This is a genomic window from Streptomyces sp. NPDC002730, from assembly GCF_042888805.1.
GTDB lineage: Bacteria > Actinomycetota > Actinomycetes > Streptomycetales > Streptomycetaceae > Streptomyces.
The window spans coordinates 1-22,904 of record NZ_JBIAQG010000025.1; the positions used below are offsets into that span (position 1 = coordinate 1).

The window sequence follows — 22,904 nt, forward strand, 5'->3', positions numbered from 1 at the left end:
ATGTCGCAATCCACACCAGGCCAGAAGGCCCTCACCCATTTCAAGATCACTCAGCCGAGACCTGCGTCACCAACCTCCGTGGACAGAACACCTAGCTCTCTCGCGGTTTTCTCGCTCATACGCCGATGGGGCGCCCGGAATCATTCCGGGCGCCCCATCCGCGTACTGCCTGCGGGACTCAGCTCGAAGCGTCCTCCCGGCGTACCGAGAGCAGGTCCTCCAGCTGCTCCTCGCGCGCCTGCGCGGCCACGAACAGCAGCTCGTCGCCGGCCTCCAGAGTCTCCTCGGAGCCCGGCGTCAGCACCCGCGAGCCGCGGATGATCGTGACCAGCGAGGTGTCCTCGGGCCAGGCCACATCGCTGACCTGGGTGCCGGCCAGGGCCGACTCCGGGGGCAGTGTGAGCTCGACCAGGTTGGCGTCGCCGTGGCTGAAGCGCAGCAGCCGTACGAGGTCGCCGACGCTCACCGCCTCCTCGACCAGAGCCGACATCAGACGCGGCGTGGAGACCGCGACGTCGACGCCCCAGGACTCGTTGAACAGCCACTCGTTCTTGGGGTTGTTGACCCGGGCGACCACCCGCGGCACCCCGTACTCGGTCTTCGCCAGCAGCGAGACGACCAGATTGACCTTGTCGTCACCGGTCGCCGCGATCACGACGTTGCAGCGCTGCAGCGCCGCCTCGTCGAGCGAGGTGATCTCGCAGGCGTCGGCCAGCAGCCACTCCGCCTGCGGCACCCGCTCCACCGAGATGGCGGTCGGCGCCTTGTCGATCAGAAGGACCTCGTGACCGTTCTCCAGCAGCTCGCCCGCGATGGAACGGCCCACCGCGCCGGCGCCCGCAATAGCGACCCGCATCAGTGACCGCCCTCCTCAGGGCCCTCGGCGAAGGCCGCCTCGACCTTCTCGACCTCGTCCGTACGCATCATCACGTGGACGAGATCGCCCTCCTGCAGCACCGTCTGCGACGTCGGCAGAATCGCCTCGCCCAGCCGGGTGAGGAAGGCGACGCGCACGCCGGTCTCCTCCTGCAGGGTGCTGACCTTGTGGCCTATCCAGGAGGCCGAGGTGTGCACCTCGGCGAGCTGCACACCGCCGCTGGGGTCGCGCCACAGCGGCTCCGCGCCGGACGGCAGCAGCCGCCGCAGCATCTGGTCGGCGGTCCAGCGGACCGTGGCGACAGTCGGAATGCCCAGGCGCTGATACACCTCGGCGCGCCGCGGGTCGTAGATACGGGCCGCGACGTTCTCGATGCCGAACATCTCGCGCGCCACCCTCGCGGCGATGATGTTGGAGTTGTCGCCGCTGCTGACAGCGGCGAAGGCGCCGGCGTCCTCGATCCCCGCTTCTCGCAGGGTGTCCTGGTCGAAACCGACTCCGGTGACGCGGCGGCCGCCGAACCCGGAGCCCAAGCGGCGGAAGGCCGTGGGGTCCTGGTCGACGACGGCGACCGTGTGCCCCTGCTGCTCCAGGGTCTGCGCGAGAGCGGCTCCCACTCGCCCGCATCCCATGATGACGATGTGCACGACCGTCCTTCCGGCTGTCAATGGTTTTTTGCTCAGGTTTAACAGGGTCAGGGTCTCAGACCGCGGCCCAAGCTACACACGCGCGGTCCGCCCAGGGACCCCCTGTGCGGGGGGAACGGGAGATTCCGCAGCGGTAGGGGGTGGTGGGTGGGCGGCGTTCATACGGAACGCTTACGATCCTCTGCGTGCCCAAACTGACCGACGTGCCCAAACGGATCCTGATCGGGCGGGCGCTGCGAAGCGACCGACTGGGAGAAACGCTCCTCCCCAAGCGCATCGCGCTTCCCGTCTTCGCCTCCGACCCGCTGTCCTCGGTGGCGTATGCACCAGGCGAAGTCCTCCTGGTGCTCTCCATCGCGGGCGTGTCGGCCTACCACTTCAGCCCTTGGATCGCGCTGGCCGTCGTGGTGCTGATGTTCACCGTCGTCGCCTCCTACCGTCAGAACGTGCGTGCCTACCCGAGCGGCGGTGGCGACTACGAGGTCGCCAACACCAACCTCGGGCCCAAGGCCGGCCTCACCGTCGCCAGCGCCCTGCTGGTGGACTACGTCCTCACGGTCGCGGTCTCGATCGCCTCCGGAGTGGAGAACCTCGGCTCGGCGGTCCCCTTCGTCGTCGAGCACAAGGTCCTCTGCGCCATCGGGACAATCGTCCTGCTGACGCTGATGAACCTGCGCGGCGTGAAGGAGTCGGGCAAGCTCTTCGCCATCCCGACGTACGTCTTCGTCACCGGCGTCTTCATCATGATCGCCTGGGGCGCCTTCAAGGGCCTGGTGCTCGACGAGACCATGAAGGCCCCCACCGCCGGTTTCGAGATCAAGGCCGAGCACCAGGGACTGGCCGGCTTCGCCCTCGTCTTCCTGCTGCTGCGGGCCTTCTCCTCCGGCTGTGCCGCGCTCACCGGCGTCGAGGCGATCAGCAACGGCGTGCCCGCCTTCCGCAAGCCGAAGAGCAAGAACGCCGCGACCACGCTGGCCCTGATGGGCGGTCTCGCCGTCACCATGTTCTGCGGCATCATCGGCCTGGCCATGGCCACCGATGTGAAGATGGCCGAGCAGCCCGCGCAGGACCTGCTGAACAACGGCAGCCCGGTCGGCGAAAGCTATGTCCAGAACCCGGTGATCTCGCAGGTCGCCGCCGCCGTCTTCGGTGATGGAACGTTCTTCTTCGTGGTGCTCGCCGCAGCGACCGCGCTGGTCCTGTTCCTGGCCGCCAACACCGCGTACAACGGCTTCCCGCTGCTCGGCTCGATCCTCGCCCAGGACCGCTATCTGCCGCGCCAGCTGCACACCCGCGGCGACCGGCTCGCTTTCTCCAACGGCATCGTGCTGCTGTCGGGCGCTGCCGTACTCCTGATCTGGCTGTACGGCGCCGACTCGACCAAGCTCATCCAGCTCTACATCGTCGGCGTCTTCGTCTCCTTCACGCTCAGCCAGACCGGCATGGTGCGGCACTGGAACCGCCATCTGAAGACCGAGAAGGAACCGGCCAAGCGCCGCCATATGATCCGCTCCCGCGCGATCAACACCTTCGGCGCCTTCTTCACGGGCCTGGTGCTGGTCGTCGTGCTCGCCACCAAGTTCACGCACGGCGCCTGGGTGGCGCTGCTGGGCATGGTGATCTTCTACGGGACGATGACCGCGATCCGTAAGCACTACGACCGGGTGTCGGAGGAGATCGCCGCGGCGGAGGAGCGTCCCGACGACTATGTGCGCCCGTCGCGCGTGCACTCCATCGTCCTGGTCTCCAAGATCCACAAGCCGACCCTGCGCGCCCTCGCGTACGCCAAGCTGATGCGCTCCGACAAGCTCGAAGCGCTCAGCATCAGCGTCGACCCGGCCGAGACCAAGGCGCTCAAGGACGAGTGGGAGCGGCGCGGCATCAATGTGCCGCTGAAGATCCTCGACTCTCCGTACCGAGAGATCACCCGGCCTGTCATCGAGTACGTCAAGGGGCTGCGGCGCGAGAGCCCGCGGGACGTGGTCAGCGTCATCATTCCCGAGTACGTGGTGGGGCACTGGTACGAGCATCTGCTGCACAACCAGAGCGCGCTGCGCCTCAAGGGCCGGCTGCTGTTCACGCCCGGAGTGATGGTGACCTCGGTGCCGTACCAGCTGGAGTCCTCGGAGGCCGCGAAGCAGCGGGCGAGGAAGCGCCAGGAGTGGAACGCGCCCGGTTCGGTACGGCGCGGGCCCGTGGACCAGCGGCCCAAGGAGCCCACCAACAAGAGCTGAGGCTCGAGTCTTCGAGCCCTCGCGCACGAGCTGAGGCTTCCGCTCGAACGTTCATGGCAGGCGGCCGGTCGACACCCACGTAGAGTGGTGGGTTGTTGTCCGGCCGTTTTCCTTTGATCCTCTGGAGTCACCCCGCCATGCAGAACGCACCTGAGTCTTCGCTGGTCGGGGAGGAGTACGAGGTCGAGGTCGGGCCCGTCGCACACGGCGGCCACTGCATCGCCCGCACCGAGGAGGGGCGGGTGCTGTTCGTACGGCACACGCTGCCCGGTGAGAGGGTCGTCGCCCGTGTCACCGAGGGCGAGGAGGACTCCCGCTTCCTGCGCGCCGACGCCGTGCGGATCATCGAGGCGTCGAAGGACCGCATCGAGGCGCCCTGCCCGTACTCCGGCCCCGGCAACTGCGGCGGCTGCGACTGGCAGCACGCCAAGCCCGGCGCCCAGCGCCGGCTCAAGGGCGAGGTGATCGCCGAGCAGCTGCAGCGGCTCGCAGGCCTCACCCCTGAGGAGGCCGGCTGGGACGGCACGGTCATGCCCGCCGCCGGTGACAAACTGCCGCAGGGCGAGGTGCCTGCCTGGCGCACGCGCGTGCAGTACGCGATCGACACGGAGGGCCGCGCGGGGCTGCGCAAGCACCGCTCGCACGATGTCCAGCCGATCGACCACTGCATGATCGCCGCCCCGGGGGTCACCGAGCTCGGCATCGAGAAGCAGGACTGGGCCCAGATGGCCACGGTCGAGGCGATCGCGGCGACGGGATCCAGCGACCGCCAGGTCATCCTCACCCCGCGGCCCGGCGGCCGACTGCCGCTGGTCGAACTGGACAAGCCGGTCTCGGTGCTGCGCGTCGACGAGCGCGACGGCGGAGTGCACCGGGTGCACGGCCGCGCCTTCGTCCGGGAGCGCGCCGACGAGCGCACCTACCGCGTCGGCATGGGCGGCTTCTGGCAGGTCCATCCGCAGGCCGCGGACATCCTGGTCAAGGCCGTGATGCAGGGTCTGATGCCGCGCAAGGGCGAGACGGCGCTCGATCTGTACTGCGGCGTGGGCCTCTTCGCGGGCGCGATCGCGGAACGGATCGGCGAGAACGGCGCGGTGCTCGGCATCGAGTCCACCAAGCGCGCCGTCGAGGACGCCCGGCACAACCTCCAGGACCTGGAGCGCGTACGCATCGAACACGGCAAGGTCGAGCAGATCCTGCCGCGCACCGGCATCACCGAGGCGGATCTGATCGTCCTCGACCCGCCGCGCGCGGGCGCCGGCAAGCAGACGGTGAAGCACCTGGCGGGCCTGGGCGCGCGGCGCATCGCGTATGTGGCGTGCGACCCGGCGGCGCTCGCGCGCGACCTGGCGTACTTCCGCGACAACGGCTACAAGCCGAGGACGCTGCGGGCGTTCGATCTGTTCCCGATGACGCACCATGTCGAGTGCGTGGCGATCCTTGAGCCTGCCACAAAGGGTGCCTGACGCACGTTCTGATGGGTCATCAGTCGCCTGGAGTGCAGGTCGGACGGCTCGTTTGATGGCGGCCTGTCAGCGGGCCAGGACCCGGCACACTCGCGTGCGCAGCCCTGCCCATTCCAGCGCCGTGTCGATCGCGTAGAGGGCCTCGCCGGGCACGTGTTGCACGACTACGACGCTCATCGCCCCATCCCTCGGCTGCCCGATCCACAGATGCATCCCGCATGGCGTGAATATGCGGCATATGCGAGAGAGTGCCGAAGTTTCGCTTGGCACATGCGTGGTTCTGCTCAATCTCACAGTGCTGGTCCAGCGCGTGTGTGACGGGCGTTACCGTCCATCATCGGCCGAGGTCACATCGGCGTAATGGGCATTTCGTACCGTCGGGGGGCACGATCCGATCCACAGAGAGGCCACCCGGTGACCACACAGGAGTCGCGGACCGGTAGCGCCCAGGTGCGGACGGTCTGCTCGTACTGCGGTGTGGGCTGCGGGATGGTCCTCGACATCGCGTCCGGCCCCGACGGCCGCCGCAAGGTTCTCAAGGCATCGGGCGACAAGGCACACCCGGCCAACTTCGGCCGACTGTGCACCAAGGGTGCGACGACAGCCGACATGCTCGCCGCCCCCGGGCGGCTGACGACGGCGCTCGTGCGCCCCGAGCGCGGTGTCGAGCCGGTACCCGCCGGTGTGGACGAGGCGATCACGGGCACGGCGCGGCGGCTGCGGGCGATCATCGACGAGCACGGCCCGGACGCCGTCGCCTTCTATGTGTCCGGGCAGATGAGCCTGGAAGCCCAGTACCTGGCGAACAAACTCGCGAAGGGCTTCGTCCGCACCAACCAGATCGAGTCCAACTCCCGGCTGTGCATGGCCAGCGCCGGCACCGGCTACAAGCTCTCGCTCGGCGCCGACGGCCCGCCGGGTTCGTATCAGGATTTCGAGAAGGCGGATGTCTTCCTCGTCATCGGCTCCAACATGGCGGACTGCCACCCGATCCTCTTCCTACGGCTGATGGAGCGGGTGAAGGCGGGCGCAAGGCTGATCGTCGTCGACCCGCGGCGTAGTGCCACCGCGGACAAGGCCGGTCTCTTCCTGCAGATCAGGCCCGGAACGGACCTCGCGCTGCTCAACGGCCTGCTGCACCTCCTGTACGAGAACGGGCACACGGACCCCGCCTTCATCGCCGAGCGCACCGACGGCTGGGAGGCGATGCCGGAATTCTTGGCCGACTACCCGCCCGCCACCGTCGCCGAGATCACGGGAATCCCGGAGGCCGACATTCGCCGGGCGGCGGAGTGGATCGGCGAAGCCGGGGAGTGGATGAGCTGCTGGACCATGGGGCTCAACCAGTCCACCCATGGCACCTGGAACACCAACGCCCTGATCAATCTGCACCTGGCCACCGGTGCGATTTGCCGCCCGGGCAGCGGCCCGTTCTCGCTCACCGGTCAGCCCAATGCGATGGGCGGGCGGGAGATGGGCTATATGGGGCCGGGGCTGCCCGGTCAGCGGTCGGTGCTTGTGGATGAGGACCGCGCCTTCGTCGAGGAGTTGTGGGACCTCGAGCCCGGCACCGTACGCAAGGACGGATCGGGCAAGGGCACCGTCGAGATGTTCCAGCGCATGGCCGAGGGCGAGATCAAAGCCTGCTGGATCATCTGCACCAACCCCGTCGCCTCGGTCGCCAACCGCAAGACGGTCATTGAAGCGTTGGAGACGGCCGAACTCGTGATCACTCAGGACGTGTTCACCGACACCGAGACCAACGCCTACGCCGACGTCGTGCTGCCCGGCGCCCTGTGGACCGAGACCGAGGGCGTACTGATCAACAGCGAGCGCAATCTCACCCTCGCTCAGCCGGCCGTGGACCCGCCGGGGGAGGCACTCGCGGATTGGCGGATCATCGCGCGTATCGCCTGCGAGATGGGCTTCGAGCATGCCTTCTCCTACGACAGCGCCGAGGAGATCTTCGAGGAGATCAAGCGCGCAGCGAATCCGAAGACCGGCTATGACCTGCGCGGTGTGACGTACGAGCGGCTGCGCACCGCATCTGTCCAGTGGCCTGCCGCGTCCGGCGATGGCCCGGACCGTAACCCGATCCGCTATCTGGATGAGGACGGCGCTCCGGTGTTCCCGACGGCGAGCGGTCGCGCGGTCTTCTTCGCCCGTCCGCACATTCCGGCTGCCGAAATGCCCGATGACGACTACCCGTTCGTCCTCAACACTGGGCGGCTCCAGCACCAATGGCACACCCTCACCAAGACCGGAAAGGTCGCCAAGCTCAACAAGCTCAATCCGACACCGTTCGTCGAGCTCCACCCCCAGGACGCCGAACACCTGGGGATCGTGGAGGGCGACTCGGTCGAGATCGCGTCCCGGCGCGGCCGGGCCGTGCTGCCGGCCGTGGTGACGGACCGGGTGCGGCCGGGGTGCTGCTTCGCACCGTTCCACTGGAACGACCTGTTCGGGGAGTACCTGAGTGTCAATGCGGTGACCAGCGACGCCGTCGACCCGATCTCCTTCCAGCCCGAGTTCAAGGTGTGCGCGGTGACGCTGGCGAAGGTCGCCACTCCGGTAGCGATCGCTCCGGCGCCCCCTGACACCCCTACCGCGGAGCCGGCGGTGATCGTGCCGACCGCCGTCCAGCCCGGCGCGGCCTCGGTCTTCGGGCTGGAGAGCACGCCACCGCCCGTGCTCGCCGAGCACGAACGTCAGTACCTGGTCGGCTTCCTGGCCGGACTGGAATCAGGCGCTCCTGGCGTTCCCGTGCTGCCGGCCGGTGCGCCGTTCAGCGAGGAGCACGCGCGGTGGGTGAACGGTGTCCTCGCCGGCATGTACTCGCGCGCCCCGCAGACCACAGCGGAATCGACGACGACGCAGGCCACTCCTCAGGGCCGTGAGGTGGTCGTGCTGTGGGCCTCGCAGACCGGCAATGCCGAGGAGTTCGCCGTGGCCGCCGCCGACCGACTCACCGCAACTGGACACCGTGCCGAACTCGTCGGCATGGACGACGCGGACCCGCGCGCCCTCCCTCCCGCCGCCGACCTCCTGTTGATCACCAGCACCTTCGGAGACGGCGACGCGCCCGACAACGGGTCCGGGTTCTGGGACGCCCTGACCGCTGCCGACATCCCGCCCATGGACGGCAGGCGGTACGCGGTCCTGGCCTTCGGCGACTCCTCGTACGACGACTTCTGTGGCCACGGCCGACGCCTGGACCAGCGTCTGGACGAGCTGGGGGCCGTGCGCCTGGCCCCGCGCACCGACTGCGAACCCGACTACGAGCCCTCCGCCCACGCATGGCTCGACCAGGTCCTCACCAACCTCACCGCACAGCCGGCGACAGGCTCGGCCCCTGCCCCGGCTGCCGCACCTGTCCGCAGCGCCAAGCAGCCCCCCGCCGCAGCCCGGCTGACCGGCAACCGGCTTCTCAGCCTCCCCGGCGCGGGCAAGGAGGTCCGCCGGTTCACCTTCGATACCAGCGTCAGCGGGACTCCGCTTGCCTACGAGGCCGGTGATGCTCTCGGCGTGCACCCCGTCAACTGCCCTGATCTCGTGACCGAATGGCTGGCCGTCACCGGTCTCGACCCTGCCGCCGCTGTCGACGTCGCCGACATCGGCGAGATCCCCCTGACCGACGCGTTTCACCGGCACCTGGACATCACCAAGCTCTCCCCGGCCCTGCTGGGCTTCATCACCGAGCGCACCGGCGACCGCGACCTGAAGAAGATGCTGCGACCCGACAACAAGGGCGAGCTCGCCCGGTGGTCCTGGGGCCGCCAGGCCGTAGACGTCATTACCGAGCACCCCGTGCGCGCCACACCGCAAGAGTGGGCAGACGTCCTCAAGCGCCTGCAGCCCCGCCTGTACTCGATATCTTCCAGCCCGCTCACCGACCCTCACCAGGTGTCATTGACGGTCTCCGTCGTCCGGTACGAGAACCTGAAGGGCCGCCTCCGCAAGGGCGTGTGCTCGCCGTTCCTCGCCGATGCCACGGATGACGCCACGGTGCCGATCTTTGTCCAGTGCTCCCCGCACTTCCGGCCTCCGGCGGCCCCCGACACCCCGATGGTGATGGTCGGCCCCGGGACCGGAGTGGCTCCCTTCATCGGCTTCCTCGAGGAACGCCGAGCACGTGGCCACCGGGCCCCCAGCTGGCTCTTCTTCGGCGAACAGCACCGCGCCACCGACTTCTACTACGAGGACGAGCTGACCGCCTTCCTCGCCGACGGCACCCTCACCCGCCTCGACACAGCCTTCTCGCGCGATCAGCGCGCCAAGATCTACGTCCAGGACCGGATGCGCGAACACGGTCCCCAGCTCTGGTCCTGGCTCCAGGACGGCGCACACTTCTACGTCTGCGGCGATGCCGCTCGGATGGCCAAGGACGTCGACCAGGCGCTGCGCGACATCGCCGTCACCCACGGCGGGCTCGACCGGGACGCGGCGGCTCTGTACGTCAAGCAGCTCGCCGCCGACAAGCGGTATGTCCGCGACGTCTACTGATCCGCGTCGGTCGAGTGGGAGTGGGCTCCGGTTCCCGCCGGGGCACCCTGGTCAGCGTCCATGCCAGCCCTCCGCGCATGGCCGACAACTCGTCGCCATCACGAGAAGACCTCGCACGCGTCCTGTGCGGGGTCGTTGGCTCAAGCCGGCGACGCGGCGGTCAAGGCCACAGCAACTGCCTGTCCCAGACACCCTCGTGAAGCGTGTAGTTGAGACGGGTGTGATTTCGCTGTTTGTCTCCCTGCCAGAACTCGAAACTGCCGGTCGGACGCCGCACTGCATGCCGGCGTCAGTGCCCTCATACCGAACCCGGCAGGGCTGGGAGCGGCTCTCACCCAGGCCCGCTATGCACTGGCCGCGGCCCGGACCACGGCCCCGCAGACCGCCCATGTGACGGCTGTCGAGGACCTCTCCACCCTGGAGTCCCTACTCGCGGGTGTCCCCGACGACGTGAGAGCGGCGTACAGCAGCAGAACCCTGGGACGGCTGCTGCTCAGCGGACGGGCGTCGCACAACATGCTGCTGGAAACGCTCGAGGTCTTCCTCGCGCACAACTGCTCCTGGGCCCGGACCGCCGAGGCCCTGCATCTGCACGTGAACACCGTCCACTACCGCATCCAGCGCGTCGAAGCCCTCACCGGCCGGGACCTGTCCCGCCTCGACCACAAGCTCGACCTGCGCGCCGCGCTGCTCTGCCGCTGACACGTCCTGCTTGTCATGGGACATCGACGTGGACGTTCGTCGACTTCACCCTCGCCGTGACGGTGACCCCGACCTCGATGCCGAGTTCCTCGACGGACTCCCGGGTCACCAGAGAGACCAGCCGGTGCGGACCGGACTGGATCTCCACCTGAGCGGCCACATCGTCGACGCGTACGGCTGTCACGATCCCGGCGAACGAGTTGCGTACGGAGGTGGCTACGCCGTCCGGTACCGGATGCATACCCGCGGCCCGCTCCTTCGCGAACGCCGCCAGACCCACCCCGTCGATCACACGGTTCCCCGAGCCGTCCCGGTCCATACGCAGCCGACCGCCGTCCGCCCACCGGCGAACGGTCTCCGAACTCACACCCAGCAGCTCTGCTGCCTGACCAATGCTGTACGACGGCACACCCGCACTCTAGGCCAGTGCCTGGGCCGCTGAGACGGCCGACGGGAGCGGCAGCTTCTCTCTGCGCAAGCCAAGATCGTGGTGGGTGGCCCACCGTTGGCGAAATGCGGGTCCTGCACGGTCAGTTCGCCGACGCGGGCGGTCAGCCGGGGGTCCTCGGGGGTACTTGGCGGCTTCCCTTGCTGACCCTGTCCGACGTGTACGGCACCGGTACCACGCCGCGAACCTGGCTCAGGTGAACCCGCGCACGACGGTGACGGTGACGGTGATCGGTGACGGCGCGGTCGGGCTGATGGCAGTGCTGTCCGCCAAGCAGCTCGGCGTCGAGCGAATCGTTCTCATGGGCCGCCGCAAGGACCGCACCGACCTGGGCTGCGAGTTCGGCGCGACCGACGTGCGGCCGGATCTCCGACCTGTGGGGCCGCGAGCCGGCCTTCGCGGAGGTCAGCGCTGCTGTCGCAGGGCATGCAGCCCCTCGATGAGCAGGCGCAGACCGAACTCGAAGTGGGCGGTGAAGTCCGTGCTGGTGAGCACGGGGAGGGTGGCCGTGAGGTGCGGGTACGACCCGGCCGCCACGGCGTCGCGCAGGCGACCCGGATCTGCGGGGGCCTCTGCGTCCGGCTCCAGAGCGGCTTGCTCTTCCAGGGTGTGGCCGACGGTGAAATTCGCCACCGCCATCAGGGCGCGCGCCGCGTCCGCATCGTCGAAGCCGGCCTCACGCAGGACGCCGATCGCGGTGTCGGCGAAGTGCAGGGTGTGCGCCCCGGTCGAGTGCGTGCCGGCGAAGACGCGGGCGCCGTCGCGGTGGGCGAGCAGCGCTGTACGCATCGCTCCGGCCAGGCCGGCCAGCCGCTCGCTCCAGTCTCCGCCAAAGGGACCCCTGGGCGCGCTCACGTCGGACAGCATCCGCTCCGCCATCGCGGTCAGCAGGTCCTGCTTGGTGGCGAAGTAGCGGTACAGCGCGCCGGCTTGGACGCCCATCGCATCAGCCAGACGCCGCATGGTCAGCGCGTCGAGCCCGGCCTTGTCCAGCAGGTCCAGGGCTGTCTCGACGGTGCGCGCCTGGTCCAGCCGTGCGGGGCGCCCACGTGCGGGGGTTGACGGGTTGCTCATGCGCGCCATTATAGTGAACACCGTTCACGTGAACGTTGTTCACTAAATGGTGGAGGTCATTCTGATGGACACCGACGTGCTTGTCGTGGGTGCGGGCCCGACCGGGCTGATGCTCGCCTGCGAGCTGGCGCTGGCGGGCGTACGGGCCCGGATCGTGGAGCGGCGCACCGAGCCGCAGCATGATTCACGGGCTCTGACCCTGCACCCGCGCAGTGTGGAACTGATGGACATGAGGGGTCTCGCGCCCCGTTTCCTCGCTTTCGGAAAGCCGGTGCCGGGCTGGCACTTCGCCGGCCTGGACACCCGGCTGGACTTTGCGGCGCTCGACTCCCGCCACGGCTATACCCTCTTCCTGGCCCAGGCCCGCACCGAGGCGCTGCTGGAGGAGCGGGCGGGCGAGCTGGGCATCCGCATCAGCCGCGGATACGAGACCACCGGGCTGCGCCAGGACGCCACTGGCGTCGAGGTGGAGGTGCGCGGGCCAGGCGGGGCCGTCGACACCGTACGGGCGCAGTACGCGGTCGGCTGCGACGGCGGGCGCAGCCTGGTGCGGCAGGCCGCCGGCATCGGCTTCCCGGGCACCGACGAGACACTGACCGGCATGCTCGGGGACTTCGCGGACGTCGACGCAGATCCTGCCGTCCTTGCTGCCGCACGAACTCGTGGCGTGCTGGTCGTGCCGCTGGAGGGCGGGCTCACCCGGTTCGTCTGCATCGATCCGGAGCGGATGCGGATCCCGGCCGGGCAGCCGGTGTCCTTGGAGGAGTTCCGTACCTCGTTGACGCGGATCTGCGGCTCCGACTGCGGGGTCGCGCGGCCGCGCTGGCTTTCGCGCTTCGGCAATGCCACCCGCCTTGCCGCCGCCTATCGGTCCGGCCGCATCCTGCTCGCCGGGGACGCCTCCCACATTCACTTCCCCGCGGCCGGTCAGGGACTGAACACAGGCCTCCAGGACGCCATGAATCTGGGCTGGAAGCTGGCCGCCACCGTCAACGGCTGGGCTCCGCCCGGGCTCCTCGACACGTACGACGCCGAACGCCGCCCCGTCGGGCAGGCAGTCACCGAGAACACCGAAGTCCAGACCCTGCTCGCCGAGCTGACCCTCGTACCGCAATACCAGGTGCCCGCCGTCGCCCTGCGCAGGCTCCTCGACGAACTCCTGTCCCTCGAGGAGGTCAACCGGCTGCTCGCGGGACGGGTCTCCGCGCTGAGCACCTTCTACCCGCCCATGACCGCCGACGCCGACCCGCTGGTGGGACGGCGGGTGCCCGACATAGGTCTGATCGCCGTCGGTTCGGAGGCGATACGCGTCTACGAACTGCTGCCCCGGGGCCGCTTCGTCCTCCTCGACCTCGCCGGGGACACGAATCTGCCGCAGGCCCTCGCGCCCGGATGGCGCTCACGGGTCAGTGCTCATGCCGTCACGAAGCACGACGAACACGCGGACCTGCACGGCGTGACCGAAGTGCTCGTCCGCCCCGACGGGCACATCGCCTGGTCCACCCGCAACACCGATGCCGACACCCGCAGTTCAGAGCGGACCGCCGCACTGGCCGCATGGGCAGGCGCACCCGCGGGAGGCGGCGCCTCATAACCGTTTACTCGCCTCAACCTCCGTCCGTGACCTGCCCGTCCGACCGGATCAGCCAGATCGTCGGCGTCGAGGACACCCGGTTCGTGCATCTGGGGGCGGCCTGGCGTCGGTTGACCGGCTCCCGGGAGCCGGCGGAGGACGTGGCACCGGGCGCGGGGGTGAGTCAGACGACGAACGCGCCCAGCGCGAGGAACGTCATGCCCAAGGCGAAGGCGACGATGATGCCGAACGCGGCGGCCAACGAGCGTTGTGGAGTGTCCAGGCGGACGGACGCCGGTCTTCCCGGCCGGTAGATAACGTTGACGGTGGCTCCGGGGCGCGGCGGGTTGTTGTGGTCGGTCCGTATCTCGTACTCGCCGTTTGTATCGCGGTCATCGGTGAAGGCCACGACCGGAGCCCGCCACTTCCCGTCCCCCGTGTCCCTCTCGACGACCCGGGTGACGAGGGCGACTGCCCGGATTCCGGAGTTGCGCTTCCAGACCATCGTCCAGATCTCGCGTACGCCGAGGCCGAGACTGATCAGTCCGGCCACCATCGCTCCTGTACGCAACATCATCTGTCCCACGCCTGCATGCTCCTTCGTTTCCAACTGCCGTCATGCGGTTCGGCGGATGGTGATGACGTGGTCGGTGACGGTGGCAGTCTGCCCGTCCGGACCGGTGGCGAGGCGCTGGGGGCGGTCGAGTGAGGCAGGGTGGATTCCTTTCGGGGGCTCTTGTTGTGAGACGGGTCAGTCGTGCGAGCGGTGCCCGGGGCGGAGCATGGTCTCGATACCGTGGCGGCGTTCGCCGAGGACCCGCTCACAGTTGGCGGCCTCCGCGGCCGGGTTGAATGCCTGCTGGGCCCGCGCTGCGGAGCGGTGGGCCAACGCCGCCGCGGTCTCGGCGGCCACGAGGTCGGCGTTGATCGCCACCGCGGCCTGCACTCCGGACGCCGCGGCCACCGCGACGCCGGCCATGAGGTCGGTGACATTGCCCGCGACCCACACGCCCGCGACCCCGGTGAACCCGCTCGCGTCCGACTCCACGTAACTGCCCACGCCCAAAGGGTGTTCCACGGTCGTCAGGCCAAGTCCCGAAAGCACCTCACCGCGCGCCTCGAACCGCGGCCCCACAGCCAGAGCTCGCACCGGCACACACGTACCCGAAGCCAGCCGTACGCCGCAGAGGCGGTCGTCGTCGACATCGAGACCGACCACCTCGCCGTCAACCACGGCGATACCGCGGGCGGCCAACTGCTCCCACTGTTCCTCCGTCAGTTCGCCCGCCGTGTGCAGGAACACGGTCACATCCGACGACCACTGCCGGAACAACAGCGCCTGGTGCACCGCCCCCGGACCGGTCGCCAGCACGCCGATCGGCGCGTCGCGCACCTCCCAGCCATGGCAGTACGGGCAGTGCAGCACGTCACGGCCCCACCGCTCACGCACGCCAGGAACGTCGGGAAGCTCGTCGACCAGCCCCGTGGTCACCAGCAGACGCCGCGCGCCATAGCTCTCGCCGCCCTCGGTGTCCACGACGAAGCGCTCGCCGGTACGACGGGCGCTGGTGACCAGGTCCGCCACCATCCGCCCGCCATAACCAGTGACCTCTCCCTTGCCCGCCCGCAACAGCTCGGCCGGCGCGAGGCCGTCGCGGGACAGGAACCCGTGAACCCCGGCAGCGGGAGCGTTGCGCGGTTCCCCGGAGTCGACCACCAGCACCGAACGCCGGGCCCGGGCCAGAGTCAGTGCACCCGACAGACCAGCCGCGCCACCCCCGACCACGACCACATCGAGATCAGCGAAGCCTCGCTTGTTCATCTCAGTCATGCCGTCACCCTGCGGCTCGTACAACGGGATGGCAATGTTCCTTGCCGTTTCGGCAAGAATGGGGTGGCTCAGCCGGAGCCGCTGCGGGTCAGGCGGGGCTCTCGGCGGTCTCGGCGTCGGGGCAGTCGCGCGGGTTGATCGTGGCCTCGGTGAGAGCTTGCAAGACGCTGGCGACGACGGGGACCAGGACGGGCGGAACGTGGTCGAGGACGCGGCGCCGGGCGCTGGCGAGGTGGGCGGGCTGCGCCGCTTCGACACGGGCCTGACCGGCGTCGGTGAGGACGGTGGTGTTGCCGCGCGCGTCGGTGCCGTGGCGTCCCCGCTGCCGTCGACGGCGAAACCTTCGTCGTCGCCGACGAGCAGCGCCTGCGCGCCCTGGACGTCCAGCACGCCGCCGTCCGCGCGGCCGGCTACACCGGCGAGATCACCCTGGAGAGCGCCGAGGCCGGCGGCATGCTGCAGATGGCCGCCGACCAGGACGAACTCGTCACCAGCGCCAAGGCCCACCGCCTCCTCGGCTGGACGCCGCGCCGCGCCTCGCTCACCGACGCGATTGACGTCCACTACCGCGCCTGGAGGGCCGCCCAGCCCACCAACTGACCCCGCACGCCGCCCGCCCGAACGGTCCGCTCGGGCGGGTCAGGCTGCTCTCACACGGATCCATTCCCGGAGCAGGGCCGCCTGCGTCCGGCGGCTTGGAACGCGCGGCGGCGAGATGCGACGAGATACGACGAGTCCCGGTCACCGCGTCACTCGGGTACTTCGGCGGTCACGGCCCAACGCGTGTCGCCGTCCAGGCGGTTCGCGACGAGCGAGCCGCCGACGAGCGCCAGGCGCTCCCGCATACCTGTGAGGCCGTACCCGGGCGCATGGTCCGGGTCGGGGAGACTCGAGGTCGGGGTGGCGTTCTCCACGGTGAGCCGCAGCGCGTCCGCGCGGTACTCCACCGTCACCCCGACGGTCTCCCCGGGGGCGTGCTTGGCGGCGTTGGTCAATGCCTCGCGCGCCGTCTGCACCAGCGAGACCGTGGCCGCGGGCGAGATCGGCCGAAGCTCGCCCAGGATGTCCATGTGGACCTCGCTGGGATGGTTGGAGCGGTGCTGCACAGTGAGGCTCTTCAGCGCTTCGGGGAGCGAAGGCACATCTCCACGCAGGGCGGCCACCGCGTTGCGGGCTTCTATCAGGCCCTCGTCCGCCAGCCGGTTGGACCGGCGCACCCGGGTCAGGGCACCTGCTGCGTCGCCCTTCTCGATCAGCGCGGTGGCGACCTTGAGCTGGACGCTCAGCGCGCCCAGCGAGTGCGCGAGCACATCGTGCATCTCCCTTGCGATCCTGCTGCGTTCACCCAGCGCCGCGGCCCGCGCCTGCTCCTGCTGGATGAGCTGGTTCTGTGCCAGCAGTTGCTCGGCCTGCTTGGCTCGGCCCTCGTACTGGCGCCGGTTGAGGCCGAACAGCGTCAGCACAAGAGCGAGCATCGTGTAGCCGAGTACGTCGGTGAGCGGCTGCCCGGCCAGCGCGCAACTGATCCAGATGGCCACCAGGCACGCGCAGGTCACGACCGTGAGCATGCGCGCGGAGGAGGTGATCATCGCGGTGAATCTGCCGAGCAGTACGCCCAGCATGATCACAGCGGTCGAGTCGTCGGAGAACCCCACGACCAGGGCGGGCAGCAGCGCGCTCAACGCCAGCATGGAACTGGCGGCCTCGGGCCGGACGGGATGCAGGACCATGAACAGGGTCCAGCACAGAAGGCTCGCGGCGTACACACCCCAGATCCAGAGCGTGTCCTCCCTGGCCGTCACCATGGCCACGACGAGCACGGCCGTGCCGAGGAACTGCACCACCAGCCAGGCAGGTGCGAGCCGGTCCACGATGCGCCAACTACCGCGTGCGGGTGCCTTGTTCACCTTGCTCCAACGATATCGTGCGGTGGCCGTGAGTGATGCGGGCAAGCCTATTTGGTGCCCGTTCTCCGATAGATGATGATCATGGCCGTCAGCACGAGAATAGCTGCTGCCACCACGATGCCCATTTTCCACAGACGGTCCAGCAGTACATCGAAGAGGATGTCTCCCGCCTTCTCACCCCCTGTCTGACCGGCCATGACCGTCTGTGCTGTCTGGATCATCCGACTCATGTGCGGCCACCGCCCTTGGTAATGCGGTCCAGGGCCGAGAGAACCCCTCGGCGCCCCGGGTTCGGACGGTCGGTGGGCAGGCCTGCGGCCCGGGCGCGTAGCTGATTCCGCACGACGGTCTCCACGCGCCTTCTGATGGCGCCGAGTTGGCCGCTGCGCTTGAGGACGATCAGAATCGTGAAGGCGATGATCACAAGTACGGAGACGGCGGCGACGATCAGGGCGAAGCGAATCAACAGAATGGTCATGACCGTATCGAGGTCCAGGGCCAGGCTCATGTGCGTTCCTTCCGGGGAATGCCCAGAGGGTAGAAACGAGAACCCTTCGGCGGGCCCACCCTGTGGTGGAGATCCGGGCGGAGATCCTCGTCCGTGTGCTTTCCGGCCTGGCCGGTAGCGCTCCCCGCGGTCACCCACAGTGCCGAGCCGCTCTGCGGATTGAGGGTAGGTTGGGTCGCCAAAGGACAGCGGGGAACGCCTGGTTGGGCGATCGCGCTCGGATCGCAGAGGTGTGTGGGGGGTTGCCGGCGTGGATGCTGAGCCCGGATCGGCGCGGATTCGCGTACTGGTCGTGGATGATCAGCAGATCGTTCGTGAAGGTCTGGTGTCGTTGCTCGATCTGATGGACGACATCGAGGTGGTGGGAGACGCAGCCGACGGCGCGGAGGCGGTACGCCTGGTCGGCGTGACCTCACCCCAGGTGGTGCTCATGGATCTGCGCATGCCGGGAATGGGCGGTGCGGAGGCCACCAGAAAGATTCTCTCCGAACACCCGGACGTGGCCGTGCTGGTGCTGTCGACCTTCGCTGACGACGAGTCCCTGGTCGCCGCGCTGAACGCCGGGGCGTGCGGCTATCTGACGAAGGACGCCAATCAGGAGCAGATCGCGGTGGCCATCCGCAGCTCCGCCCATGGCCAGTCCACCTTCGACCCGGCGGTGACCCGTCGGCTGGCTGCGGCGCTCAGTGTGCCCGCAGTCCCCGCAGCCGCCACGAACCAGGCCCAACAGCCGCCGCCCGCTGTGGCCCCGGCCCGGCGCCGGGTCAACCCCGACGGTCTGACCGGCCGGGAAGTCGATGTGCTCAAACTGATCGCCCAGGGCCTGAGCAATGGGGAGATCGCCTCGTCACTCTTCATCGAGGAGACGACGGTCAAGACGCACATCAACAATGCGTTCGCCAAGATCAATGCGCGCAACCGGGCCGATGCCGTCCGCTACGCCTATCAGCAGGGACTGGCTCAACCCTGAGTCGCGCGGCCGAGGTGCGCACATCCGGCCCGAGGGTGTCCCGCGTTGGGCGCCGGCCACTGCTGCGGCCGCCCGCGGGTTGCTGTCTCGGGCATCGTTCTGACTGCCACGAGAAGGCCGTTGGCACCCCGAACCCCTACTGCCTGAGGTTCATTTGAGGTTTGTGGGCCCGGGGGATGGGCATGGCGTAAATCACGTTGGCAATCACTCGGCGTCGCCCGAGGCGGCGTACCCCTCGTGGAACTCGGCCTTTGCGCCCCCGGGCCCGTATGTCAACCCCATTGCCGGGCGGCTCAACCCCTCGTCGCGGCCGCGCAGCCCCTAAATAGGGGTACCCCCTACTTTGATCAAGCTGTCTACTATTGCTGCCACCGGCGGGTACGTCGCATCGAGCACTGAATTGAAGGCGGAACGGCAGCCAATGATTGAACCCTTGACCAACACGCCCTGGCTGATACGGTTCCGGCCATCCCCACAGGCCAGAACTCGTCTCATCTGCCTGCCTCACGCGGGTGGTTCAGCCTCTTTTTACTTTCCTATGACCCGGGCGATCGCCCCCGATACGGACGTCCTTGCGGTGCAATATCCGGGACGTCAGGATCGCCGGTCCGAGCCCTGTATCACGGATTTGGGAGCTCTCGCCGACGAGATTGCGACAGCTCTTCAGCCGTGGCTCGATCTGCCCACCGTGCTTTTCGGCCACAGCATGGGGGCGACGCTTGCCTTTGAGGTGGCGCGACGGCTGGAGCGGGACCCGGAGTTCACCCCGCGGAGGATCGTCGCCTCGGGTCGGCGTGCACCCTCCGCGCACCGTGACGAGACGGTGCACCAGCGTGACGACGACGGCATCATCGCCGAGATGCGCCTGCTCAGCGGCACTGATGCACGTATCCTGGCTGACGAGGAGTTCCTCCGGATGGCGATGCCGGCCATCCGGGGCGACTACACGGCGGTTGAAACGTACCGGGTCGAACCGGGCGCCACCGTGCGCGCGCCGATCACCGTGCTCACCGGTGACACCGACGTACGGACGAGCGCGGAGGAGGCCGAGGCGTGGCGGCGACACACCAGCGGCGACTTCGAACTGCACACTTTCACAGGCGGCCACTTCTTCCTGACTGACCATCAGGAGCAGGTCGGCAGAATCGTTTCCGGCTGTCTGCTCTAGCACTCACCGTCAGCTCAACCGGCGCGCGACAGTGCGTTTGTGGTTCGCATTCATTGACATAATATTCACCGCTGGACTTTCCATTTGATTGCGAAAGTCCCGGCGGCTCGGGGGAGAGATATGTTGTTGGAGGCTCACTATGTCGAGCGAGAAAATCAGCGGACCCTGCTGAGAGAGCTCCTGGAAAGCGCGAGAGAGGGGCGAGGGCAGGTCGCACTGCTCAGCGGAGCGGTCGCCAGCGGGAAAACGGCGCTTTTGATGAATTGCGCCGATCAAGCGCTGGCGGAGGGCGCGCTCCTGTTGGACACGGCGGGAGTCCGCGCCGAGCGCACCCGGCCGTTCGGTCTCCTCGGGAGGATCTTCGCGAGTGCACCGCTGACCTCCGCGGCGCACGCCGAAGTGGCACGGCTGATCGACGGAGTGTCCGGAGCCGAGTCATCGGTGCATGACCAGATGCTGGCCATGCCTCAACTGAGCGCAGTCCTCCTCGACTTGGCCAAGGAAAACCTGGTGGTGATCGCGGTTGATGATGTCCATGACGGCGATCAGGCCTCTCTTCGGTTTCTGCTCTATCTGACCCGCCGCATTCGCCACGTCCGGATGCTGGTCGTACTGACCGAACCCGCCAGGCTCGAATCGAGCAAGCGCAGTTTCCACGCGGAACTCGCGCACCTGCCGCACTGCACCTGGCTGCGTCTGAAGTTGCTGTCGCCGATCGGGACTGTGGGGCTCCTGAGCGAACACTTCACGCCCTCAACAGCCGCGCGCCTCGCCCCGGAACTGCATGACATCACCGGCGGCAGTCCGCTCCTGCTCCGGGCGCTGGTCGAGGACCGCCTCGCCGCCACCGAGGCGGGCGACCCGTTCCAGCCGCTCGTACGAGGCGAGAACTACGCACAGGCCGTGATCGACTGCCTGCACCGGTGCGGCCCCGAACCGCTGGAGATCGCCCAGGGCATCGCCATCCTGGGATCCCATGCCGACCCCGGGCTGCTCGGCCGCCTTCTCGGCATCCACCTCAGGAGTGTCGAGCAGGCCGTCGCGGACCTGGGACAGTGCGGACTCCTGAGTGACGGCCGCTTCCGTGACGAGCAGGCCGCCTCGGTCGTGCGGGACGCCATGTCGGCGGACCGGCTGTCGCAGCTGCACACCCGCGCCGCCGAGCTGCTTCACCAGGACGGCTCGGCCGCGTACGACATCGCCCACCACCTCGTCGTGGCCCGGGACACGGCGGACCTCTGGGCAGTGCCGGTGCTCCAGGAAGCGGCCGAGTACGCGCTGGCGGACGGCGACATGGAATTCGCCCGCCGCTGTCTCGCCCTCGCCCAGGACTCCTGCGAGGACGACCGGCTGCGCGCCTCACTCACCGTCAAGCTGGCCGGTGTCGTCTGGCGCACCGATCCGGCGGCCGTGGACATCAAGGCTTCGACGCTCCTGCTGGACGCGACGGCGGCCCGCCTCTCGCCCAGCGATCTGGTGGTGTCCTTGTCGTATCTCGCCTGGTCGGGCCGGCTGGTCGAGGCGAGGGAGGTGCTGGAGACCCTCGAAGGGGCCGACGGCTGGTCCGGGCGTGAGGAACGGACGGCTCTGACGGCCGCCCGCCGCTGGCTGACCGTGCTCAGTCCCTCGCTGGGCATGGAGCCGGCCGGCGAGGAGCCGATGCGCCCCGGGCCTGCCGACACCCTTGCCGGAGACGCGGAAATCGCCCATCTTCACGCCTCGTCCGCCGTGGCAGCCGCTCTGTCGGAGAGCAGGCGCGAGGACGCGGTCCCCGAAGCCACTCGTGTGCTGCAGCGCTACCGGCTCAACGACGGCTATGTGCAGCCCCTGGTCGTCGCCCTCTGGGCGCTGGTGTACGCCGACCGGCTGGATCTCGCCGTGCCCTGGTGCGAGCGGCTGCTCAACGAATCCGCGGACCACCATGCCCCGGCCTGGCAGGCCATGTTCACCTCCGTACGGTCCGAGATAGCGCTACGGCAGGGCGACTTGCCCGGGGCGAAGGGGCACGCTGAGTCGGCACTGCGGCAGATGGGGCCGAGGAGCTGGTCTCTCGCGCGTTCCTTCCCGCTCGCCACGCTGATCCAGGCGCACACGGGTATGGGGCAGTTCGACGAGGCGGAGAGCCTGCTCGGCCAGACCGTGCCCGACGCCTTCCTGCACACCCTGCCCGGTCTGCACTACGCACGCGCCAGGGGCCGGTGGAACCTGGCCACCGGCCGCTACCACGCCGCTCTCGGGGACTTTCTGGCCTGCGGCGAGGCGCTCGAGGACTGGGGTGTCGACGCCCCTGAGCTGGTGCCGTGGCGGCTCGACGCGGCGGAGACCTGGCTGGCCCTCGGCCACCCCGAAAAGGCCCGGAGCCTGGCCGAGCAGCAACTGCTGTGCAGCCCTGAACGGGCGCGCGGTACGGCTCTGCGGCTGATTGGCGCGACCGGTGAGGGCCGGCGCGGCCTCCAGCAGCTCCAGGAGGCGGTGGAGATCCTTGAGAACGGCGGGGACCGGCTGCAACTGGCGTTGGCTTTGGGTCAGTTGGGGCGCCTCTACCGGGTGATGGACGATGTCAACCGCGCCCGTATGCTGGTTCGGAAGGCATGGCATGTCGCCAAGTCCTGTGGTGCCGAACCGCTGTGCCGCCAGCTGATACCGGGCGGCACGGACCCCGACTTCGAAGCACCGCGCCACGAGCCGGTACTGCCGCAGAACACGGCTTCACTGACCGAGGCGGAGAGCCGTGTGGCCGTGCTGGCCGCCCATGGCAACACCAACCGGGAGATCGCCGCCAGGCTGTATGTCACCGTGAGCACGGTGGAGCAGCATCTGACGCGCATCTACCGGAAGTTGAAGGTCAACCGGCGACGCGAGCTGCCGACAAGGCTGGCAGGCAACAGCGATTCACAGCTCGCGCTGAACGGCAGGCAAACAGTCGGTGACCTCGTTCCGATGGAGGTGACGTCCTGTGGAACTGGCCGGCACAACTAGCTGGATCTCTACATGAC

At 68.7% G+C, this 22,904-nt stretch carries 19 protein-coding genes and 1 pseudogene; 10 read left to right on the forward strand and 10 right to left on the reverse strand.

The window, feature by feature from the left end; translation table 11 throughout:
• Positions 1 to 178 precede the first annotated feature (178 nt).
• Complete coding sequence (locus ACFYXH_RS40030; RefSeq protein WP_326653121.1) at positions 179 to 856, reverse strand: TrkA family potassium uptake protein; 678 nt, start codon at positions 854 to 856, stop codon at positions 179 to 181.
• Positions 856 to 1,524, reverse strand: coding sequence for a TrkA family potassium uptake protein (locus tag ACFYXH_RS40035; RefSeq protein ID WP_327326541.1), 669 nt, complete (start codon positions 1,522 to 1,524; stop codon positions 856 to 858). The genes ACFYXH_RS40030 and ACFYXH_RS40035 overlap by 1 nt, the downstream gene beginning before the upstream one ends.
• 185 nt (positions 1,525 to 1,709) lie before the next feature.
• Between ACFYXH_RS40035 and ACFYXH_RS40040 the strand changes: the two genes are divergently transcribed.
• The 3 genes from ACFYXH_RS40040 to ACFYXH_RS40050 all read left to right on the forward strand — a co-directional run bounded on the left by ACFYXH_RS40040 (position 1,710) and on the right by ACFYXH_RS40050 (position 9,727).
• Positions 1,710 to 3,758, forward strand: coding sequence for an APC family permease (locus ACFYXH_RS40040; RefSeq protein ID WP_389574109.1), 2,049 nt, complete (start codon positions 1,710 to 1,712; stop codon positions 3,756 to 3,758).
• A gap of 137 nt (positions 3,759 to 3,895) precedes the next feature.
• Positions 3,896 to 5,224, forward strand: coding sequence for a class I SAM-dependent RNA methyltransferase (locus tag ACFYXH_RS40045; RefSeq protein ID WP_389574112.1), 1,329 nt, complete (start codon positions 3,896 to 3,898; stop codon positions 5,222 to 5,224).
• Positions 5,225 to 5,713: 489 nt separating this feature from the next.
• Complete coding sequence (locus ACFYXH_RS40050; protein ID WP_389574164.1) at positions 5,714 to 9,727, forward strand: molybdopterin-dependent oxidoreductase; 4,014 nt, start codon at positions 5,714 to 5,716, stop codon at positions 9,725 to 9,727.
• Between the two features lie 160 nt (positions 9,728 to 9,887).
• Here ACFYXH_RS40050 and ACFYXH_RS40055 read toward each other — a convergent pair whose 3' ends face one another.
• Positions 9,888 to 10,004, reverse strand: coding sequence for a pyridoxine 5'-phosphate oxidase C-terminal domain-containing protein (locus ACFYXH_RS40055; RefSeq protein ID WP_389574115.1), 117 nt, complete (start codon positions 10,002 to 10,004; stop codon positions 9,888 to 9,890).
• Between the two features lie 113 nt (positions 10,005 to 10,117).
• Here ACFYXH_RS40055 and ACFYXH_RS40060 point away from each other — a divergent pair, with 113 nt between their 5' ends.
• Positions 10,118 to 10,429, forward strand: a complete 312-nt coding sequence (locus tag ACFYXH_RS40060; protein ID WP_389574118.1) for a PucR family transcriptional regulator — start codon at positions 10,118 to 10,120, stop codon at positions 10,427 to 10,429.
• A 13-nt stretch (positions 10,430 to 10,442) separates the two neighbouring features.
• On the opposite strand, the gene ACFYXH_RS40065 is transcribed toward ACFYXH_RS40060, so the two are convergent.
• Positions 10,443 to 10,838: a molybdopterin-binding protein gene (locus tag ACFYXH_RS40065; protein ID WP_389574121.1), complete on the reverse strand. Its 396-nt coding sequence runs from the start codon at positions 10,836 to 10,838 to the stop codon at positions 10,443 to 10,445.
• A 179-nt stretch (positions 10,839 to 11,017) separates the two neighbouring features.
• On the opposite strand from ACFYXH_RS40065, the pseudogene ACFYXH_RS40070 reads away from it, so the two are divergent.
• A pseudogene (locus ACFYXH_RS40070) lies at positions 11,018 to 11,235 on the forward strand (IMP dehydrogenase); the annotation flags it as partial.
• A 47-nt stretch (positions 11,236 to 11,282) separates the two neighbouring features.
• On the opposite strand, the gene ACFYXH_RS40075 reads toward ACFYXH_RS40070, so the two are convergent.
• A complete protein-coding gene (locus ACFYXH_RS40075) occupies positions 11,283 to 11,951 on the reverse strand; it encodes a TetR/AcrR family transcriptional regulator (protein ID WP_389574124.1) in 669 nt (222 codons plus the stop codon).
• Between the two features lie 64 nt (positions 11,952 to 12,015).
• On the opposite strand from ACFYXH_RS40075, the gene ACFYXH_RS40080 reads away from it, so the two are divergent.
• Complete coding sequence (locus tag ACFYXH_RS40080; protein ID WP_389574127.1) at positions 12,016 to 13,545, forward strand: monooxygenase; 1,530 nt, start codon at positions 12,016 to 12,018, stop codon at positions 13,543 to 13,545.
• A gap of 163 nt (positions 13,546 to 13,708) precedes the next feature.
• Here ACFYXH_RS40080 and ACFYXH_RS40085 read toward each other — a convergent pair whose 3' ends face one another.
• Positions 13,709 to 14,101 carry a DUF3592 domain-containing protein gene (locus ACFYXH_RS40085; RefSeq protein WP_389574166.1) on the reverse strand — a complete coding sequence of 131 codons (393 nt, stop codon included), beginning with the start codon at positions 14,099 to 14,101 and terminating at the stop codon, positions 13,709 to 13,711.
• Between the two features lie 174 nt (positions 14,102 to 14,275).
• Positions 14,276 to 15,355, reverse strand: a complete 1,080-nt coding sequence (locus ACFYXH_RS40090; RefSeq protein WP_389574130.1) for an NAD(P)/FAD-dependent oxidoreductase — start codon at positions 15,353 to 15,355, stop codon at positions 14,276 to 14,278.
• A 453-nt stretch (positions 15,356 to 15,808) separates the two neighbouring features.
• Here ACFYXH_RS40090 and ACFYXH_RS40095 point away from each other — a divergent pair, with 453 nt between their 5' ends.
• Positions 15,809 to 15,955, forward strand: coding sequence for a hypothetical protein (locus ACFYXH_RS40095; protein ID WP_389574132.1), 147 nt, complete (start codon positions 15,809 to 15,811; stop codon positions 15,953 to 15,955).
• 149 nt (positions 15,956 to 16,104) lie between these two features.
• Here ACFYXH_RS40095 and ACFYXH_RS40100 read toward each other — a convergent pair whose 3' ends face one another.
• The 3 genes from ACFYXH_RS40100 to ACFYXH_RS40110 are packed head-to-tail and all read right to left on the reverse strand — an operon-like array spanning position 16,105 to position 17,770.
• Positions 16,105 to 17,262, reverse strand: a complete 1,158-nt coding sequence (locus ACFYXH_RS40100) for a sensor histidine kinase (protein WP_389574135.1) — start codon at positions 17,260 to 17,262, stop codon at positions 16,105 to 16,107.
• A 47-nt stretch (positions 17,263 to 17,309) separates the two neighbouring features.
• Positions 17,310 to 17,483 carry a hypothetical protein gene (locus ACFYXH_RS40105; protein WP_389574138.1) on the reverse strand — a complete coding sequence of 58 codons (174 nt, stop codon included), beginning with the start codon at positions 17,481 to 17,483 and terminating at the stop codon, positions 17,310 to 17,312.
• Positions 17,484 to 17,488: 5 nt separating this feature from the next.
• On the reverse strand, positions 17,489 to 17,770 hold the full coding sequence (locus ACFYXH_RS40110; RefSeq protein WP_389574141.1) for a hypothetical protein: 282 nt from the start codon (positions 17,768 to 17,770) through the stop codon (positions 17,489 to 17,491).
• Between the two features lie 292 nt (positions 17,771 to 18,062).
• On the opposite strand from ACFYXH_RS40110, the gene ACFYXH_RS40115 reads away from it, so the two are divergent.
• The 3 genes from ACFYXH_RS40115 to ACFYXH_RS40125 all read left to right on the forward strand — a co-directional run bounded on the left by ACFYXH_RS40115 (position 18,063) and on the right by ACFYXH_RS40125 (position 22,887).
• Positions 18,063 to 18,740, forward strand: a complete 678-nt coding sequence (locus ACFYXH_RS40115; protein WP_389574144.1) for a response regulator — start codon at positions 18,063 to 18,065, stop codon at positions 18,738 to 18,740.
• Positions 18,741 to 19,161: 421 nt separating this feature from the next.
• Positions 19,162 to 19,908 (forward strand): thioesterase II family protein, encoded by a 747-nt coding sequence (locus tag ACFYXH_RS40120; protein WP_389574169.1) that lies wholly within the window; start codon positions 19,162 to 19,164, stop codon positions 19,906 to 19,908.
• 120 nt (positions 19,909 to 20,028) lie between these two features.
• Positions 20,029 to 22,887 carry an AAA family ATPase gene (locus ACFYXH_RS40125; protein WP_389574146.1) on the forward strand — a complete coding sequence of 953 codons (2,859 nt, stop codon included), beginning with the start codon at positions 20,029 to 20,031 and terminating at the stop codon, positions 22,885 to 22,887.
• Positions 22,888 to 22,904 lie beyond the last annotated feature (17 nt).

Coding starts and splice junctions, on each gene's coding strand:
- ACFYXH_RS40050 (WP_389574164.1), top strand. CDS start 5,714: ATGGTCCTCGACATCGCGTCCGGCCCCGACGGCCGCCGCAAGGTTCTC.
- ACFYXH_RS40090 (WP_389574130.1), bottom strand. CDS start 15,355: ATGACTGAGATGAACAAGCGAGGCTTCGCTGATCTCGATGTGGTCGTG.
- ACFYXH_RS40095 (WP_389574132.1), top strand. CDS start 15,809: ATGCTGCAGATGGCCGCCGACCAGGACGAACTCGTCACCAGCGCCAAG.
- ACFYXH_RS40075 (WP_389574124.1), bottom strand. CDS start 11,951: ATGAGCAACCCGTCAACCCCCGCACGTGGGCGCCCCGCACGGCTGGAC.
- ACFYXH_RS40030 (WP_326653121.1), bottom strand. CDS start 856: ATGCGGGTCGCTATTGCGGGCGCCGGCGCGGTGGGCCGTTCCATCGCG.
- ACFYXH_RS40120 (WP_389574169.1), top strand. CDS start 19,162: ATGATTGAACCCTTGACCAACACGCCCTGGCTGATACGGTTCCGGCCA.
- ACFYXH_RS40085 (WP_389574166.1), bottom strand. CDS start 14,101: ATGATGTTGCGTACAGGAGCGATGGTGGCCGGACTGATCAGTCTCGGC.
- ACFYXH_RS40110 (WP_389574141.1), bottom strand. CDS start 17,770: ATGAGCCTGGCCCTGGACCTCGATACGGTCATGACCATTCTGTTGATT.
- ACFYXH_RS40045 (WP_389574112.1), top strand. CDS start 3,896: ATGCAGAACGCACCTGAGTCTTCGCTGGTCGGGGAGGAGTACGAGGTC.
- ACFYXH_RS40080 (WP_389574127.1), top strand. CDS start 12,016: ATGGACACCGACGTGCTTGTCGTGGGTGCGGGCCCGACCGGGCTGATG.
- ACFYXH_RS40105 (WP_389574138.1), bottom strand. CDS start 17,483: ATGATCCAGACAGCACAGACGGTCATGGCCGGTCAGACAGGGGGTGAG.
- ACFYXH_RS40125 (WP_389574146.1), top strand. CDS start 20,029: ATGTTGTTGGAGGCTCACTATGTCGAGCGAGAAAATCAGCGGACCCTG.